Origin of the sequence: Mesorhizobium sp. KACC 23794 (assembly GCF_052180275.1) — a bacterium.
Classification (GTDB): Bacteria; Pseudomonadota; Alphaproteobacteria; order Rhizobiales; family Rhizobiaceae; genus Kumtagia.
Genome location: NZ_CP197465.1, coordinates 355164 through 370885, shown reverse-complemented (window position 1 = coordinate 370885; position 15722 = coordinate 355164). Strand labels below are relative to the sequence as shown.

Genomic DNA, 15722 nt, shown 5'->3' with positions numbered 1-15722 from the left:
TGCCACAAAAGCGGGCAGGAAACGTCATTTTCGGGCACCTCCGCTGCAACCGCCGAAGCCACGAAAAAAGTGGCTCGGGCAAGCCGTTGGCGGGAAGGATTCGCAAGCGAATATCGTTGGTTAGCATGAAGTCGGTTCGACGCCCGAGAGACGAAGTCCTTGTGCCAGGGCCATGTTCCGAAGTTGATATGGGGGTCAACGAATGCTTATCTGGTCCTAGCCGAAGTTTATTTTTGAACGTTTCCCCAAATTTGGTCTTGCCGAGCGTTGTGGAAATGACGTAACGTAAAAAGAAAAACTCTAGTCATTCTTAAAAGTTATTCACCTCCAGCGCGATCCGGAGATCACTTTGTTGCGTGATCTTCGAACCGATTGGACCGGGGCCATCTGAAACATCCGGGATCTGGATGCGAGCAATCTCGTCCGGGGCTTGGATTTGTAGTCTCGTGACGGTTGCCGTCAGCGCGACGATTGCATGGACCTGTCGATTGGCGCCGCACGATTCATCCTTGCCGCATCTTCCGAAACCGCATGGCGACAAGGCCTGCAGGGAAGGGCTCATCCGCCGTGAGGCCGGACGGAGCGTCTCGGCGAAACCTCAACCTGAAAATCTGTCATCAAACGGGAGTGACATATGACCACGGCACCTATTCCTTGGCGCGCTGATCAGCAGGCCTGAATCTCGGCCAATCCGACCGGCAATTAGCAGAAAACATTGGCGAAAATGAACGGCGCGCATTGACGTGCCACGAACCTCATATCGGAGACCACAATGCCTGATACACCAGTCACCTGGCTCGACGAATTTAACGTCACCGCGACCAGCGGCCCAAACGATCCCGACATCATCCAGCTCGCCAACGGCAACATCCTGGTGTCGTGGACGAGCAGCGATCCAGCACGGCCGAACGCCTCGGGCGGCTCGGACACCATCGGCCAGATCTTCGACCCGATGGGCGTTGCCGTCGGCGGCCCCTTCCGTATAAACCAGGGCTTCTTCGCCGATGACGAAATCGACGCCGATCTTCACGCCGTGCCCGGCAGCGGTGGCGGCTTCGTCGCCGTCTACGAGGACGTCGAGACCGGCGGCACGCCGCTGCGCGTGAACGTGTATGACGCGGCCGGCGCGATCCTTTTCACCAACACGATCGAGAGCGACGGCAACGCCGCCACGCAGCCCAACTTCCGCGATCCGCATGTCGCCATATCGAGCAGCACCTCGGCGCTGGTCGTCTACCAGTTCCAGGATGCCGGCGGCACCCGCATCGCCGGCCGCATCTACGATCCGACCAACAACACGGTCGGTTCGCAGATCAGCCTCATCGGCTTTTCGCTCAACGAGTCCCAGCCCGACGTGGCCGTGTTGAGCAACGGCAACTACGTCATCACCTGCACCGACTTCACCGGCGGCGACAACCGTATCGCTATCCGTATCGTCAATTCGGCCGGCGGCAACGTTCTGGCAGCCTCGTTCATCGCCAGCACCAACGCGGACGGCTTCAGCGACAGCGAGCCCTCGGTCACGGCCCTCACCGGCGGCGGTTTCGTCATTTCCTACACCGACACCGACATCAACGACACCGACGTTTCCTACAGGGTGTTCAACGCGGCAGGCACCGAGATCGGCAGCGGCACGGCCGGCACCAACCCGGGCTCGACCACCAACCTCAACAACGAATCCGTCGTGGCCGGCCTTGCCGACGGCAGCTTCGTCGTCATCGTCGACAATGACGAGGCCGGTTTCGACCGGATGGAAGCGACGCATGTAAGCGCCGCGGGCACCGTGCTCGGCACCTTCGTCTTCTCGGGCGCCGGCACCGACCCGGCGGTGATCGATCTCGGCGACGGCCGCTTCGCCGTCACCTGGCAATCGCTCGATGCCACCGGGGGCGTCCGAATGGAGATTCTCGACACACGCGATTTCGTCAACCCGGAGGCGGTGTACGATCCCGAGCCCAACTGGCAGGTTGGCACCATTTTTGATGACGTGATCGTCACCGACTCCGATTCCGACATCACCCATGGCCATCTCGGCAACGACGACATCACCGATTCGACCAGCAGCGGCGGCAACCAGTATTTCGGCGACCAGGGCAACGACATCCTGCGCGTCGGCAACAGTATCGACAGCGATACCTGGGACGGCGGCGCCGACATCGACACGCTCGACCTCGTCGCCAATACCCAGAACGGCCTGATCATCGATCTCACCGCAGGCACCATCGTGGTGGGTGCGAACTCCGAGGTCGCGATCAACTTCGAGAACGTCAACGGCTCCAACCAGGACGACAGCATCCGCGGCACCAGCGGCGCCAACACGCTCAACGGCAACGACGGAAACGATGTGCTCGACGGCGGGCTGGACGCCGATGTGCTATCGGGCGGCCTGGGATTGGACAGGGCGACCTACGCCAACTCCGCGGCCGGCCTGACCGTCAACCTGTCGGATGCGACTCAGAACACCGGTGAAGCGGCTGGCGACACCTATAATTCGATCGAGAACCTGACGGGCTCGGCCTTCAAGGACAATCTGACCGGCAACAATGGCATCAACAGCATTATCGCTGGGGCTGGCGACGATACGGTGTCCGGTCTCAACGGCGACGACAATCTGTTCGGCCAGGACGGCAATGACATCCTTGAGGGTGGTGTCGGCGCCGACGACCTCTCGGGGGGCGCCGGCAGCGACCGCGCGACCTACGCCAACGCTGCCGCGGGGATCGTTGCAGCACTGCTCAGTGCCGCGCAAAATACCGGTGAGGCGCTTGGCGACACCTTCACGTCGATCGAGAACCTGACCGGCTCGGCCTTCGCCGACACGCTGAAAGGCACCAACAACATCAACAGCCTGATCGGCGGCAACGGCGACGACAACCTGATCGGCTTCGGCGGCGACGACAATCTGTTCGGCCAGGACGGCAACGACGTTCTCAACGGCGGCACTGGGGCAGATGCTCTCTCCGGGGGGCTCGGATCGGACCGTGCGACCTACGAGGATGCCACGGCCGGCGTCACCGCAGCGCTGCTCAGCCCGGCGACCAACACGGGTGACGCCGCCGGCGACACCTTCACTTCGATCGAGAACCTGACCGGTTCGGCTTTCGACGACAAGCTGACGGGCACAAGCGGCATCAACAGCCTGATCGGCGGCAACGGCAAGGACACCCTGATCGGCCTTGGCGGCGACGACAATCTGTTTGGCCAGGACGGCAACGATACGTTCGACGGCGGCGCCGGCGCCGACGATTTCTCGGGCGGTAACGGCACCGACACGGTCACCTACAACAGCGCCGCCGTCGGCGTGGTAGCGAGTCTCGCCGCCCCGGCGACCAACACCAACGACGCCGCCGGCGACACCTACTCGTCGATCGAAAACCTGACCGGCTCGGGCTTCGGCGACACGCTGACCGGCAACAACGTCATCAACGTCATTGTCGGCGGCGCCGGTTCCGATCTCCTCTTCGGCCGGCTGGGCAACGACACGCTGACTGGCAATACCGGCAAGGACCAGTTCGTCTTCGATACGGCGCTGGGCGCGACCAATGTCGACACCATCACCGACTTCGTCTTCACCGACGACACCATTCGTCTCGACGACGCCATCTTTAACGCCATCGTGGGCGGCCCCGGCACACTCAGCGCGGCGCAGTTTACTGCAAACGCCGCAGGCGTGGCGGGAGATGCCGACGACCGCATCATCTATGAGACGGATACCGGCAACATCTTCTACGACACCAACGGCAGCGCCGCCGGCGGGTCGACGCTGTTCGCCATCGTCGGCGCCGGGCTCGGCATCACCAACGCGGACTTCCTCATCATCTGAGGTTTTTCGTCCGGCTTCGGCTGGATCGCAACCGATCGCGCCGGGGACTTTTCGTTCCCGGCGCTTTTTTCCCCGCAGCTTACCGGCGATCGTCAGAGTTGTGGATGGACACGTCTCCGGGATGAAAAATCCATTTACCGCTTCCGCCCGGAAGGCGTCGGGCACGTCTTCGCTGGCGTGAACGTCGGTAGCCTGTTCTTCATCGAAACCGGGCTGGAAAGACAAGTTAAACCGCCAATTTGCGGCCTGTCGTGAAGCCCGAATCGGCAATAAAGCGCTGCCGGCCGAGTAAACTATTGAAAGACAAAGATCTTCCCGACTTCACGCGCTGTGCGCCGAGGTGTTTTCAGGTCGGCGGCGTGCCGTTTTCGGCCAGCACCGCGCCGGCGAGGTAAAGCGATCCGCCGATCAGGATACGCGGCGGCGTTTCACGTGAATCCCACGTATCGCGCAGCAACATCAAGGCGTTAGCCACCGAGTTGACCGGTTCGGCCGACAGTCCGGCCTCGATCGCCCTGGCCGCCAGCTCGCCGTTCGGCACGCCGGCATCGCTCGAACTCACCGGAACCGTGAACACATGCCGGGCTATCCCCTTGAAAGCACGGAAGTATCCGCTCTGGTCCTTGGTGTTGATCATGCCGCAGATCAGGAAAAGCGGCCGCGAAAACCGCTCTTCCTGCTCGGTCAAGGCTTCCGCAACGACCACTCCGGCACCGGGATTGTGGCCGCCGTCCAGCCAGATTTCGGCGCCTTCCGGCGCCAGTTCGACAAGCTGGCCTTGCGCCAGCCTCTGCATGCGCCCCGGCCATGACACTGAAACCATTGCCTTTTCGGCGGCGCGATGGCTGATCTCGAAGCCAGCCGCCTTTACCGCCGCGATCGCCGCCGCGGCATTCGCATATTGATGCCGGCCGGGCAGGCGCGGCGGCGGCAGGTCCATCAGGCCGTCCTCGTCCTGGTAGATCATCCGGCCGTTTTCCTCATAGGCCATGAAATCCTGGCCATAGGCCGTCACCGGACTGTCCAGCCGCTCCGCCGTCTGGACAATGACCTCCAGCGCGGTCTCCGTCTCCTGCGCGCCTACCACCACCGGCCGGTTCGGCTTGATGATGCCGGCCTTCTCCGCCGCGATCAGCTCGACGCGGTCGCCGAGATATGCCTCGTGGTCCAGCGATACCGGCATGATCACGCTAACTGCCGGATTCACAACGACATTCGTCGCATCGAAACGCCCGCCGAGCCCGACCTCGATGATCGCCGCATCGGCCGGATGTTCGGAAAACAGCAGGAACGTCACGGTCGTCAGGATCTCGAAGACCGTGATCTTTTCGCCCCGATTGGCCTCCGCAACCCGCCCCAGCGCATCCGCCAGAACAGCATCGTCAACCAGTTTTCCGCCGCCAGGAGCCGCCAGCCTGAAGCGCTCGTGCCAGTTCACCAGATGCGGCGAGGTGTGTACATGAACCGAAAACCCCTCCGCTTCCAGCAGGGCCCTCGAAAAAGCGGCGGCCGAACCCTTGCCGTTGGTGCCGGCGATATGGATGACCGGTGGCAGTTTCAGGTGCGGATCGCCGAGCCGGCCGAGCAGGCGGGTGATCCGGTCCAGCGAAAGGTCGAAACCCTTCGGATGCAGCGTCATCAGCCGGTCGATTTCGCGCTCGGCGAGGCTGCTTGTGCGGTGTTTGGTCATCGAGACCGATGCTTTCTGGAAAGTGTCCGGGCAGAGCCGATGGTCGGTCGGAAGCTGTCGGCGCGCTAGTCCATCCGCGCCAGCGGCCGTTCAGGCTCCGGCGCGGTTCTCCGGTCCGGCGGATGCCGGCGGATGAAACGCGACATTTGCCGCGCCGTTCGCATCGGCCGGCACTTTCATCCATATTTTCAACAACCTGGCGACCGTCGCCTTCATCTGCAGGCGCGATACCACCATGTCGACCATGCCGTGGTCCATGAGATATTCAGCACGCTGGAACCCTTCCGGGAGCTTTTCGCGGATCGTCTGCTCGATGACGCGCGGGCCGGCGAAGCCGATCAGCGCACCGGGCTCGGCGATATGCACGTCGCCCAGCATGGCATAGGAGGCGGTGACGCCGCCGGTCGTCGGGTTGGTCAACACGACGATGTAGGGCAGGCCGGATTCCTTGAAGCGGTCGACTGCCACCGTCGTGCGCGGCAGCTGCATCAGCGACAGGATGCCTTCCTGCATGCGCGCTCCGCCGGACGCCGCGAACAATACCAGCGGCCGACGCTTGTCGCGCGCCGTGTCGAAAGCCTTGATGATCGCTTCGCCAGCGGCCATGCCAAGGGAGCCGCCCATGAAGGCGAAATCCTGCACCGTCGCCACGATCGGCAGGCCCTCGATGCTGCCCAGCGCGTTCAACACCGCGTCTTCCAGGCTGGTCTTGGCGCGGGCTTCCTTGAGCCGGTCGACATAGCGTTTTTCGTCGCGGAATTTCAGCGGGTCGGCCACGACTTTCGGGTTGTCGAGCAGTTCGAACCTGCCATCGTCGAAGAAGAATTTGAGGCGCTCGCGCGCCGCGATCTTCATGTGGTGGCCGGACGACGGTATGACGAACTGGTTGCCCTCCAGATCCTTGTGAAAGACCATCTCGCCGCTCTCCGGATCCTTGATCCAGAGGTTTTCCGGCATGTCGCGCCGCCCCAGCATGGAGTTGATGCGCGGGCGGACGTAGTTGGTGATCCAGTTCATGGGTCTCGTTCCTTTGAACGTGGAGATGGGTGTCTCAGGCCACGGCCGCAAGCCGCGCGGAGCGCACGCCCTGCGCGAGGCCGCTGACCAGCGTCGCCACTGCATCCGCAGGGTCAGCCGTCTTCTCGCCCTTTGGCCCGAGAACGTTAGCGACGGCGTTGACGATCGCCGTCCCGACGACCACGCCATCGGCCGAAGCGCCGATCACCTTCGCCTGCTCGGCGGTCTTGACGCCGAAACCGACACAGACAGGCAGGTCCGTGTGGCCCTTGATGCGCCTCACCGCCTCGCCGACCTTGGCGGTGTCGGCCAGCGCCGATCCGGTGATGCCCGTCATGGAAACATAATAGACGAATCCGGAGGTATTTTCGAGCACCTTCGGCAGGCGCCTGTCGTCGGTGGTCGGCGTGGCGAGCCGGATGAAGTTGATATCCGCCTTCAGGGCCGGAACGCACAGCTCTGCGTCCATCTCGGGCGGCAGGTCGACCACGATAAGTCCGTCTATGCCGGATCGTTTCGCATCCGAAAGGAATCTTTCGACGCCGTAGATGTAGATGGGATTGTAGTAGCCCATCAGCACGATCGGCGTGTCCTCGTCGCTCGCGCGGAAATCGGCGGCCATCGCCAGCGTCTTGACAAGCGTCTGCCCGCCCTTCAACGCTCGCAGGCCGGCCGCCTGGATCGCCGGCCCGTCGGCCATCGGATCGGAGAACGGCATGCCGAGCTCGATCACATCGGCACCCGCTTTCGGCAGCGCCTTCATGATGCTGAGCGAAGTGTCATAGTCCGGGTCGCCGCCCATGAAATAGGTGACGAGCGCCGGCCTGCCTTCGGCCTTCAGCTTTTCGAAACGGCGATCGATGCGGGTGGTCATTGTTCTGTGCTTTCCAAGGGATTGGCGCGGCCATCTACGACACGCAGAATTTCGATGGTATCCTCAGACAATCGGTATTTGAGCGCAAACGGTGTGTTGAGGATCGTCAGCCTTCGAAAAGCGCTATCATCGATGGGACGTCCGATATGCGGGTTGTCTCGAAGAACGGCAAGAGTCCGCCTCATCTGCAAATTGGCACGGCTTGATCCTTGGGGGAACACATCGCGATAGTACCGCTTAAACCATCTAATGTCAGCGTCGGTGGATGAGAGGAAAACGACCTTCATCGGCGCGACAGAAACACATCCGGCTTTGGCGGAGGGGTGTTTATGTCTTCATCCAACTGATCCATCCAGCGCAACATCGCGTCTTCTGAGACGAATTCGCCCTTGTCGGCCTCCGCGACCCTCTCGCGCATGATTTTCCGTTCGATCTCCTGATCTTCCAGATAGGACTTGATGGCGTGCTGGATGAGTTGCTCCGGCTCAATGCGCTGCAGCCGCGCCTCCTGCTCCAGATCTTCCTTAAGCTGTGCAGGCACATGCAATGACAGCGGCACCTCACCCATCAGTTTTCTCCGACATTCGGCGTCAGCCTATCACGCCGCGAAAGCCGTTCCAAATGCAGCCGGCTCAGATCTCCATGCCCATCATCTTGGCGACCGTATGCACGTCCTTGTCGCCGCGGCCGGAAAGGTTGGCGATGATGATCTGGTCCTTACCCATCGTCGGCGCCACCTTGATGACATGGGCGATGGCATGGGCGGATTCCAGTGCCGGGATGATGCCTTCGACGCGCGTCGTGAGTTGAAAAGCCTCCAGCGCTTCGTCGTCGAGGATCGGCACGTAGTCGACGCGGCCGGAGTCTCGCAGCCAGCTATGTTCCGGGCCGACGCCGGGATAATCGAGCCCGGCAGAGATGGAATGGCCGTCGAGAATCTGCCCGTCTTCGTTCTGCAGCAGATAGGTGCGGTTGCCATGCAGCACGCCCGGCTTGCCGGCGTTCATCGAGGCGCAGTGTTCGACGCCCCGCAACCCCCGACCGCCAGCCTCGATGCCGACGATCTTGACGCCGCGATCGTCGAGGAAGGGGTGGAAAATGCCGATGGCGTTGGAGCCACCGCCGACCGCAGCGACGATCAGGTCGGGCAGCCGGCCTTCCTGCTCAAGAATCTGCTGGCGCGCCTCGATGCCGATCACCGACTGGAAGTCGCGCACCATTTCCGGATAGGGATGCGGGCCGGCGGCCGTGCCGATCATGTAGTAGGTGTCATGGACGTTGGTCACCCAGTCGCGCAGCGCCTCGTTCATGGCGTCCTTCAGCGTGCCGTGGCCGGATTCGACCGGCCTGACCTCGGCGCCGAGCAGTTTCATGCGGAACACGTTGGGGCTCTGCCGGGCGACGTCTGTGGAGCCCATATAGACGATGCAGGGGAGCCCGAAGCGCGCCGAGACGGTTGCCGAGGCGACGCCATGCTGGCCGGCGCCGGTCTCGGCGATGATGCGCGTCTTGCCCATGCGCTTGGCCAAAATGATCTGGCCGAGGCAATTATTGATCTTGTGCGAGCCGGTATGGTTCAGATCCTCGCGCTTGAGGTAAACCTTTGCGCCGCCGAGATGCCTGGTCAGCCCTTCCGCGTAATAGAGCTTTGAGGGCCGCCCCGCATAGAAGGTGGAGAGCGCCGAAAGCTCGGCCTTGAAGGCCGGATCATGCTTGGCCTGGTCCCAGTGCTGCTGCAGGTCGAGGATCAGCGGCATCAGGGTCTCGGCAACGAAACGCCCGCCGAATATGCCGAACATGCCCTGGTCATCAGGCCCGGTTTTGAAGGAGTTCGGTTCGATCGGCTTGTTCATGGCTGGTCCCGAATGTTGGCGCCGGGGGCAGTTTACTATTTTCCGCGGGAAGATCGCAGCGCTTCAAGGTTCGCGCGGGCGGAATGAAAGTAAACTGTCCCCTGCACCTTCGCTTAAGCCTTTCCGCGACGAAAAGTAAACCGCTGCCTGTGACTCTCATGCCGCGCGGCTGGCGCGTGCCTCGCGGATCGCCCGGAAGAAGCCTTCGATAAGGCTGACATCCTTTTGTCCCGGCGCGCTTTCGACACCCGAGGAAATGTCGACGCCGGGCGGGTCAGCGAGCGTCAGCGCCTCACCGATGTTTTGCGCGTTTAGACCGCCGGACAGCAGGTAGTCGAGCGTTGGATCGAGCTGTTGCAGCAGTCGCCAGTCGAAAGAAACGCCGTTGCCGCCGGGAAGTTCGGAACCTTTCGGCGGTTTTGCATCGAACAGGAAGCGGTCGGCGATACCGAGATAGGGTGCGACCTGGCCGAGATCGGCCGCTACGCTCACCGAAAGCGCCTTCATTACCGGCAGGCCATAGCGCACCTTCACTTCGGCCACGCGTTCCGGCGTCTCCTTGCCGTGAAGCTGGAGCATATCCGGCTTCATTTCGGAAGCGATTCGATCAAGAAAAGCATCATCGGCGTCCACCACCACGGCCACGGCCTTCGCCCTGCCGCGCGCTGCCTCGCGCAGGCATCCAGCCAGTTCGGGCGGGACATAACGCGGGCTCTTGGCGAAGAAGATGAAGCCGATGTGGCTCGCCCCGCCGTCAAGTGCGGCGGCGAGCGTCTCCGGCGTCTTCAGGCCACAGATTTTTATGTCGAGCGGCATTGGCGCGCATTCGCATGAATTCTTGGCGGAGTCGAGACAAAGCCGACCAGGCGTGATGGGCTGCGGCCCATACTTGGCCAGGAAACGCGGCTATAGCGGCGCGTCGTTCCATCACCGCTTCACGCCGATAGAAGTCGTAGTCGGTCCCGGTTGGCGGCGCGGTGTCGCCAAAAATCTGCCTGTCGAATTCGTGTCGCTTCATCTCATCCGATCCCGTGGCAAGGGCATTTGCGACCTTATCATTTCCCAAGCGCTGTATAATCGGCTATCCCTGAACCATACTCATGACTGAAGTTCACGAATGTCCACGTCCGATGAAATGTCCGCCTTTGTCCGCGTCGTCGACCTTGGCAGTTTCGCGCGCGCGGCGGAGGATTTGCGGGTCACGCCTTCGGCCCTTTCGAAAATCGTGTCGCGGCTGGAGGACAGGCTTGGTGTCCGCCTGCTGACACGCACGACCCGCAGGCTGGCGCTCACTTCCGAAGGCGCGCTCTACCTCGAACGCGCCCGCGAAGTGCTTGACCTTATCGAACGGGCCGACGCCGATATTTCTTCGTTCCGAGGCAAACCGAAGGGCCTGCTGCGCATCAACTCCAGCACGGGTTTCGCCCGGCAGACCCTTCTGCATGCGATACCGGCCTTCCTTGCGCGGTTTCCGGAGACCGCTGTCGACCTCACATTGACCGACCGGCTCATTGACGCTGTTGCCGAGCAGGCCGACATCGTCATTCGCGGCAGCCCGTCCGCCGGGTCCGACCTTGTCGTGCGAAAACTGGCGGAAGGCCGCCGGCTGGTCTGCGCGGCGCCGTCCTATCTGCAAAGATGCGGCATTCCGCGCTCGGCGTCCGATTTGCAACGGCACAATTGCCTGGCGCTGTCGGGTCAGTCTCCGCCGACGACGTGGCCCCTCGCCAGCGATGACGGCGTCGTCGCGTTTCCGCCGAAGGGCACCTTCGCCTGCGACAATGTCGGCATGCTGTTCGACATGGCGGTGGCCGGCCACGGCATCGTCCGGCTGGCCGATTTTGTCGTCGGCAAGGCGGTGGCCGATGGCCAACTGGTCGAGATTCTCGCCGACATCAATCGTTCGGACTCCATCTCGCTCTGGGCGCTGGTGCCGAAGGGCCGCTTCCGCTCGCAGCGTGTCCAGGTGTTTCTGGATTTTATGGAGGAGTGGCTGAACGGCGGCTCGTCGCGAGACGCAGAACCGGGTGATAGGACTGGATAGGCTATTCGAACCCGATCGCCTGGAGCGCGCCGCCGTTCTTCTTCAGCCAGGCCTTGCAGCGCTCCGTGTCCGGGCAAAGCTCCTCGCACAGCTTCCAGAATTTCGGGCCGTGGTTCATCTCCTTCAAATGCGCCACCTCGTGCGCGACGAGGTAGTTGATCACCGGCCTTGGCGCCATCATGATGCGCCAGGAGAAGGACAGATTGCCGTCGGAGGTGCAGGAACCCCAGCGGCTCGCCGTATCCTTGAAGCGGATCGCTTTCGCCTTGCGGCCGACCGACGCCGTGTGCTTGGCCACCAGTGCCTCGATTTCGGCCCTCGCTTCGCGTTTCAAGAAGTCCGCCACCCGGCGCGGCAGGTGACGGCGGTCGCCGAAGACCACGAGTTCCGGCCCGTCCTCGGTCTGGCGGACTTCGACAGTGCCCCGCGTGGACGGTTCGTGCACGATCAGGTGCGGTACGCCGCGCAGCGGGATCTTGATGCCGGGCCGCACCTGCGGTTTCTCCGGCACTTTTGCCAGCTTCTGCTCCAGCCAGCCCTGGTGTTGGGTCAGGAAGCGTTCGACCTCGCCGCGCGCCAGTCCCGGCGGCACGGTGATGCGCAGGCCCTGTCCGCCGGCGTCGATGCGCAGCGTCAGCCGCCGCGCCCGGTCGTTCTCGACGATGCGGAGCGGCAGGCGCCGCCCAGCCACGTCATGCACGCGCTCCTGGGTGGGCGCGAGAGGGCGGACAGGTTTTGGCTTGGGTTTCAGGAAACCGAAGGGCATCGGCGGACGATACGTGATTCTCTCGGTTTGCGCCTGGAATCGAGGATTGGGATTGGTCCGGAAACGCCGCTCAGAACGTGGCGTTGATCGGGCTCGGCCCGGTCCGGCCGTTCTTGCTGTCGAGCGCTGCGAAAGCGTCCATGTCCTCGGCGTCAAGCTTGAAGTCGAAGACATCGAAATTCTCGACGATGCGCGTGGCTGTCACCGATTTCGGGATGACGATCAGGCCCTGCTGCAGATGCCAGCGGATGATGACCTGCGCCGGCGAGCGGTGATGTTTCGCGGCAATCCGTCCGATGGCCGCATCGCCAAGCAGCCGGCCGCTGCCCAACGGGCTCCAGGATTCCGTGGCGACGCCGAGCTTTTCATGGGCAGCGCGAAGGTCCTTCTGCTGGAAGCGAGGATGCAGCTCGATCTGGTTGAGCGCCGGCGCGACGCCGGTCTCGTCGACGATGCGCTGGAGGTGTTCGGGCTGGAAATTCGACACGCCGATGGAGTGGGCGCGGCCCTCTTCCTTGAGGCGCACAAACGCCTTCCAGCTTTCGGCATAGGCGTTGCGGTGAGGCGACGGCCAGTGGATCAGATAGAGGTCGATGTAGTCGGTGCCGAGTTTCTCCAGGCTCTTGTCGAAGGCACGGAGCGCGCTGTCGAAACCCTGGTCGGCGTTCCAGAGTTTGGTGGTGACGAACACGTCCTCGCGCGCGACGCCCGACTGAGCGATGCCGCGCGCCACGCCGCTCTCGTTGCCGTAGATCGCCGCCGTATCGATGTGCCGGTAACCCGCGCCGAGCGCGGCGGCGACGGCGGAATCGGCAACCTCGTCCGGTGTCTGCCAAACGCCCAGTCCGATCTGCGGGATGCTCTTGCCGTCATTGAAGGTGATTTCGGGAGCATGGGTCATCGGCGTGTCCTCGGGGTATGGAAAAGGAGAAATGAGGCAGGCTTTGTCGCAAGGAAAAACGAAATCGGCGCCGCCGGAGCGGCGCCGATCCGGTAGGATCAGCCGGAGAGGCTGTTCAAACGTTCAGTCGGCGTCGTCGAGCAGGCCCGACGAACCTTTCCTCGGCTTGTCATCGCTGGTCTTCGCCGGGGTGGAGCGGGAGCGGTTCGACATGAAGCGGTCGAATTCGTCCTGATCCTTGGCGCGGCGCAGTTCGCGCATGTAGTCGTCGAACTCGGTCAAGGTTTCGTCGAGCTTGCGGCGTTCCTCGGCGAGGCGCTCGAGTTCCTTCTCGCGCCAGTCGTCGAAGGCGACGTTGCCGGTGCGGCTGGCGCCATGGCCCCAGCGATGCGTCTTGTCGGCGCCGCGGCGGCAGCCGGCGAATATGCCGTCCGTCGCGCGATTGACGTCGCGCTTGAAGCCCTCAAGCCGGTCGCCCCAGATGATGTAGGCGAGCATTGCAAATCCAAGCGGCCAGAACACCATGAAGCCGATGACCATCAGCGCGATGGTCGCGGGCGTCCAGGCCGGACGGATCAAGGCGGTAGCGTTCATCTTCTCCCGTTCCTTCGGTTGGGCAGCCGGGCTGGCTGCTCGGATTCGAAATGGTAAGGGGAGAACCCAGCTTCAAGAGATTGTCCCTCGAAACTGGACAAGAGCCTGAAAAACCTATCGGAATTTTATGCGGTCGAGGAAAAGCACGACCAGTCCGGCGACCAGTCCCCAGAAGGCGGAGCCGACGCCGAACAGCGTCAGCCCCGACGCGGTGACGGCGAAAGTGACGGTCGCGGCGATGCGTTGCTTGTCGTCCTTGAGCGCTATGGCAAGCGCGTTGGCGAGTGCCCCTAGCAGGCCGAGCCCCGCCACCAGCATGATCAGCGAGGGCGGCAGCACCGCGAAAAGCGCCACCAGCGAGGCGCCGAACAGGGCGAAGACGACGTAGGCCAGCGCATAGAACGGCCCCGTCTTCCAGCGCTCGGCCGGATCGGGATGAACGTCAGGACCGGTGCAGATCGCCGCCGAGATGGCCGCCAGATTGCTGGTCAGCGCGTTGAACGGCGCGGTGAGCACGGAAACCAGTCCGGTCACCGCGACCAGCGGACCCGGCTCAGGGTCGTAGCCGGCGGCTTTCAGAACGGCGAGGCCGGATAGATTCTGCGAAGCCATGGTGACGAGGTAGAGCGGCAGCGCCAGGCCGATCACGGAGGTTACCGTGAACTCCGGCATCGTCAGTACCAGCGTCGACATCTCCGGCGCCGGAATCGCGCCGACCCGGCCGAGCGCTACAGCCAGGACGCCGCCGCCGATCAGCACGGCCAGCACCGACAGCGCCGGGTTGAACAGCCGGATGATGAAGAAGGCAGCGATCAGCGGCAGGATGAGCCACGGATCGGTCGGAACGGTCTTTGCGGCGTTCATGACGAAGGTGACGACGATACCGGCCAGCATGCCCGAGGCGACCGAGGCCGGAATTTTGGAAATCAGCCGGGTGAGCGGCCTGAACAGACCGGTGGCGACCAGGAGCACGCCGGCCACAAGGAACGCTCCGACCGCCTCGTTGATGGAAAACCCTGTGCTGGCGCCGATCAGCGCAGCGCCCGGCGTCGACCAGGCGGAAATCACTGGCATCTTCGTGCGCCAGGAAAGCCACAGCGTCTCCACCGCCATGGCGATGCAGAGCGCCGTCACCATGCTGGCGGTCTGTTCGCGCGATGCGCCGACGGCGTCGGCCGCCGCGATGATCAGCGCCAGCGTGCCGCCAAAACCGACGACCGCCGCGACGAAGGCCGAAACCGGGATGGAGAGGCGCATGATGCCAGCCTATTCGCTGATCTGGTGGATCATTGCGTCCACCGCCCCGAGGATCATCTCGATGTCCTGCGGGCGTGACAGCCGATGGTCGCCATCCGGCACCAGCGACAGCGTCACGTCGTCGGCCGGCAGCAGCCCGACCAGCTTCAGGGCGTGCTGGTAGGGTACGTCCGGGTCGCGCATGCCCTGGATGACATGCACCGGGCAGAATGTATCCAGCGACCCGGTCAACACGCGATTGTCGCGTCCGTCCTCGATCAGCGCGCGCGTAAAAATGCTGGGGTCGCCGGAATATTCGGAGGGTGTTTCAAAAAAGCCCTTTGTTTCCAGGTCGCGCTTCTGCGCCTTGGTCAGGTCCGGTTCGACCAGATCGACCGTGAAATCTGGCGCCGGCGCGATCAGCACCATGCCGCCGACGCGCGCGCTTTCACCGGCCTTCGCCAGTTCCTGCACCAGGCGCAGCGCTATCCATGCGCCCATCGACGAGCCGACCAGCACCTGTGGTCCTTCCGTCAGCCGACGAAATACAGCAAGGCTTTGCGCCAGCCATCTGGAGATCGTTCCATCGGCGAAGGCGCCGCCGGACTCGCCGTGACCCGAATAATCGTGCCGGACATAGGCATGGCCGGATCGTTCCGCCCAGCCGTCCAGCGCCTCGGCCTTGGTACCCAGCATGTCGGAGCGGTAGCCGCCGAGCCAGGCGATGCCAGGTTGCCGGCCTTCGCGGCGGCGCCAGGCGATTTGCACGCCGTCGACTTCGAGATGGTTGGGGAGGATATTTGTCATGATGCTCGGCGGAATGAATGGCATCGGCTTTTTGCACAGTCGTCACGGGCACGCAAAGGGCCAGTTTCCGGCGGTTCTCTATTCAGCTGGTGGTGATTTATTTGTTTGCACGTGCTA

Annotated in this window: 14 protein-coding genes; 2 read left to right on the top strand and 12 right to left on the bottom strand. The window is 63.1% G+C overall.

Going from position 1 to position 15722, the window contains the following annotated elements:
• The first annotated feature begins 772 nt into the window (after positions 1–772).
• Positions 773–3823, top strand: coding sequence for a beta strand repeat-containing protein (locus ACSBOB_RS01970; RefSeq protein WP_442580794.1), 3051 nt, complete (start codon positions 773–775; stop codon positions 3821–3823).
• 346 nt (positions 3824–4169) lie between these two features.
• Here ACSBOB_RS01970 and ACSBOB_RS01965 read toward each other — a convergent pair whose 3' ends face one another.
• The 7 genes from ACSBOB_RS01965 to ACSBOB_RS01935 form a co-directional block, all read right to left on the bottom strand.
• Positions 4170–5513 (bottom strand): bifunctional folylpolyglutamate synthase/dihydrofolate synthase, encoded by a 1344-nt coding sequence (locus ACSBOB_RS01965; RefSeq protein WP_442580793.1) that lies wholly within the window; start codon positions 5511–5513, stop codon positions 4170–4172.
• 90 nt (positions 5514–5603) lie between these two features.
• Positions 5604–6530: an acetyl-CoA carboxylase, carboxyltransferase subunit beta gene (accD, locus tag ACSBOB_RS01960; RefSeq protein ID WP_442580792.1), complete on the bottom strand. Its 927-nt coding sequence runs from the start codon at positions 6528–6530 to the stop codon at positions 5604–5606.
• 34 nt (positions 6531–6564) lie between these two features.
• Positions 6565–7404 carry a tryptophan synthase subunit alpha gene (gene trpA / locus ACSBOB_RS01955; RefSeq protein WP_442580791.1) on the bottom strand — a complete coding sequence of 280 codons (840 nt, stop codon included), beginning with the start codon at positions 7402–7404 and terminating at the stop codon, positions 6565–6567.
• The gene (locus tag ACSBOB_RS01950; protein ID WP_442580790.1) at positions 7401–7691 is read right to left on the bottom strand and encodes a type II toxin-antitoxin system RelE/ParE family toxin; all 291 of its coding nucleotides are present in this window, start codon (positions 7689–7691) and stop codon (positions 7401–7403) included. The genes trpA and ACSBOB_RS01950 overlap by 4 nt, the downstream gene beginning before the upstream one ends.
• Entirely contained in the window at positions 7688–7972 is a 285-nt protein-coding gene (locus tag ACSBOB_RS01945; RefSeq protein ID WP_442580789.1) for a CopG family ribbon-helix-helix protein, read from the bottom strand. Before ACSBOB_RS01945 ends, ACSBOB_RS01950 begins: the two co-directional genes overlap by 4 nt.
• Before the next feature lie 64 nt (positions 7973–8036).
• A complete protein-coding gene (gene trpB / locus ACSBOB_RS01940; protein WP_442580788.1) occupies positions 8037–9257 on the bottom strand; it encodes a tryptophan synthase subunit beta in 1221 nt (406 codons plus the stop codon).
• A 156-nt stretch (positions 9258–9413) separates the two neighbouring features.
• A complete protein-coding gene (locus ACSBOB_RS01935; RefSeq protein ID WP_442580787.1) occupies positions 9414–10073 on the bottom strand; it encodes a phosphoribosylanthranilate isomerase in 660 nt (219 codons plus the stop codon).
• Between the two features lie 301 nt (positions 10074–10374).
• Between ACSBOB_RS01935 and ACSBOB_RS01930 the strand changes: the two genes are divergently transcribed.
• Positions 10375–11301: a LysR family transcriptional regulator gene (locus tag ACSBOB_RS01930; protein ID WP_442580786.1), complete on the top strand. Its 927-nt coding sequence runs from the start codon at positions 10375–10377 to the stop codon at positions 11299–11301.
• Position 11302: 1 nt separating this feature from the next.
• On the opposite strand, the gene ACSBOB_RS01925 is transcribed toward ACSBOB_RS01930, so the two are convergent.
• The 5 genes from ACSBOB_RS01925 to ACSBOB_RS01905 all read right to left on the bottom strand — a co-directional run bounded on the left by ACSBOB_RS01925 (position 11303) and on the right by ACSBOB_RS01905 (position 15605).
• Positions 11303–12067 carry a M48 family metallopeptidase gene (locus ACSBOB_RS01925; protein WP_442580785.1) on the bottom strand — a complete coding sequence of 255 codons (765 nt, stop codon included), beginning with the start codon at positions 12065–12067 and terminating at the stop codon, positions 11303–11305.
• Positions 12068–12137: 70 nt separating this feature from the next.
• Positions 12138–12968, bottom strand: a complete 831-nt coding sequence (locus ACSBOB_RS01920) for an aldo/keto reductase (protein WP_442580784.1) — start codon at positions 12966–12968, stop codon at positions 12138–12140.
• Positions 12969–13091: 123 nt separating this feature from the next.
• Positions 13092–13562 (bottom strand): DUF2852 domain-containing protein, encoded by a 471-nt coding sequence (locus ACSBOB_RS01915; protein WP_442580783.1) that lies wholly within the window; start codon positions 13560–13562, stop codon positions 13092–13094.
• Positions 13563–13676: 114 nt separating this feature from the next.
• Positions 13677–14819 (bottom strand): benzoate/H(+) symporter BenE family transporter, encoded by a 1143-nt coding sequence (locus ACSBOB_RS01910; RefSeq protein WP_442580782.1) that lies wholly within the window; start codon positions 14817–14819, stop codon positions 13677–13679.
• 9 nt (positions 14820–14828) lie between these two features.
• Positions 14829–15605: an alpha/beta hydrolase gene (locus ACSBOB_RS01905; protein ID WP_442580781.1), complete on the bottom strand. Its 777-nt coding sequence runs from the start codon at positions 15603–15605 to the stop codon at positions 14829–14831.
• Positions 15606–15722: the final 117 nt, after the last annotated feature.

Bases quoted from the DNA above. Each gene is read 5' to 3' on its own strand.
- trpB (WP_442580788.1), bottom strand. From the start codon at position 9,257: ATGAACAAGCCGATCGAACCGAACTCCTTCAAAACCGGGCCTGATGAC.
- ACSBOB_RS01920 (WP_442580784.1), bottom strand. From the start codon at position 12,968: ATGACCCATGCTCCCGAAATCACCTTCAATGACGGCAAGAGCATCCCG.
- ACSBOB_RS01930 (WP_442580786.1), top strand. From the start codon at position 10,375: ATGTCCACGTCCGATGAAATGTCCGCCTTTGTCCGCGTCGTCGACCTT.
- ACSBOB_RS01945 (WP_442580789.1), bottom strand. From the start codon at position 7,972: ATGGGTGAGGTGCCGCTGTCATTGCATGTGCCTGCACAGCTTAAGGAA.
- ACSBOB_RS01970 (WP_442580794.1), top strand. From the start codon at position 773: ATGCCTGATACACCAGTCACCTGGCTCGACGAATTTAACGTCACCGCG.
- ACSBOB_RS01905 (WP_442580781.1), bottom strand. From the start codon at position 15,605: ATGACAAATATCCTCCCCAACCATCTCGAAGTCGACGGCGTGCAAATC.
- accD (WP_442580792.1), bottom strand. From the start codon at position 6,530: ATGAACTGGATCACCAACTACGTCCGCCCGCGCATCAACTCCATGCTG.
- trpA (WP_442580791.1), bottom strand. From the start codon at position 7,404: ATGACCACCCGCATCGATCGCCGTTTCGAAAAGCTGAAGGCCGAAGGC.
- ACSBOB_RS01935 (WP_442580787.1), bottom strand. From the start codon at position 10,073: ATGCCGCTCGACATAAAAATCTGTGGCCTGAAGACGCCGGAGACGCTC.
- ACSBOB_RS01915 (WP_442580783.1), bottom strand. From the start codon at position 13,562: ATGAACGCTACCGCCTTGATCCGTCCGGCCTGGACGCCCGCGACCATC.
- ACSBOB_RS01925 (WP_442580785.1), bottom strand. From the start codon at position 12,067: ATGCCCTTCGGTTTCCTGAAACCCAAGCCAAAACCTGTCCGCCCTCTC.
- ACSBOB_RS01910 (WP_442580782.1), bottom strand. From the start codon at position 14,819: ATGCGCCTCTCCATCCCGGTTTCGGCCTTCGTCGCGGCGGTCGTCGGT.
- ACSBOB_RS01950 (WP_442580790.1), bottom strand. From the start codon at position 7,691: ATGAAGGTCGTTTTCCTCTCATCCACCGACGCTGACATTAGATGGTTT.
- ACSBOB_RS01965 (WP_442580793.1), bottom strand. From the start codon at position 5,513: ATGACCAAACACCGCACAAGCAGCCTCGCCGAGCGCGAAATCGACCGG.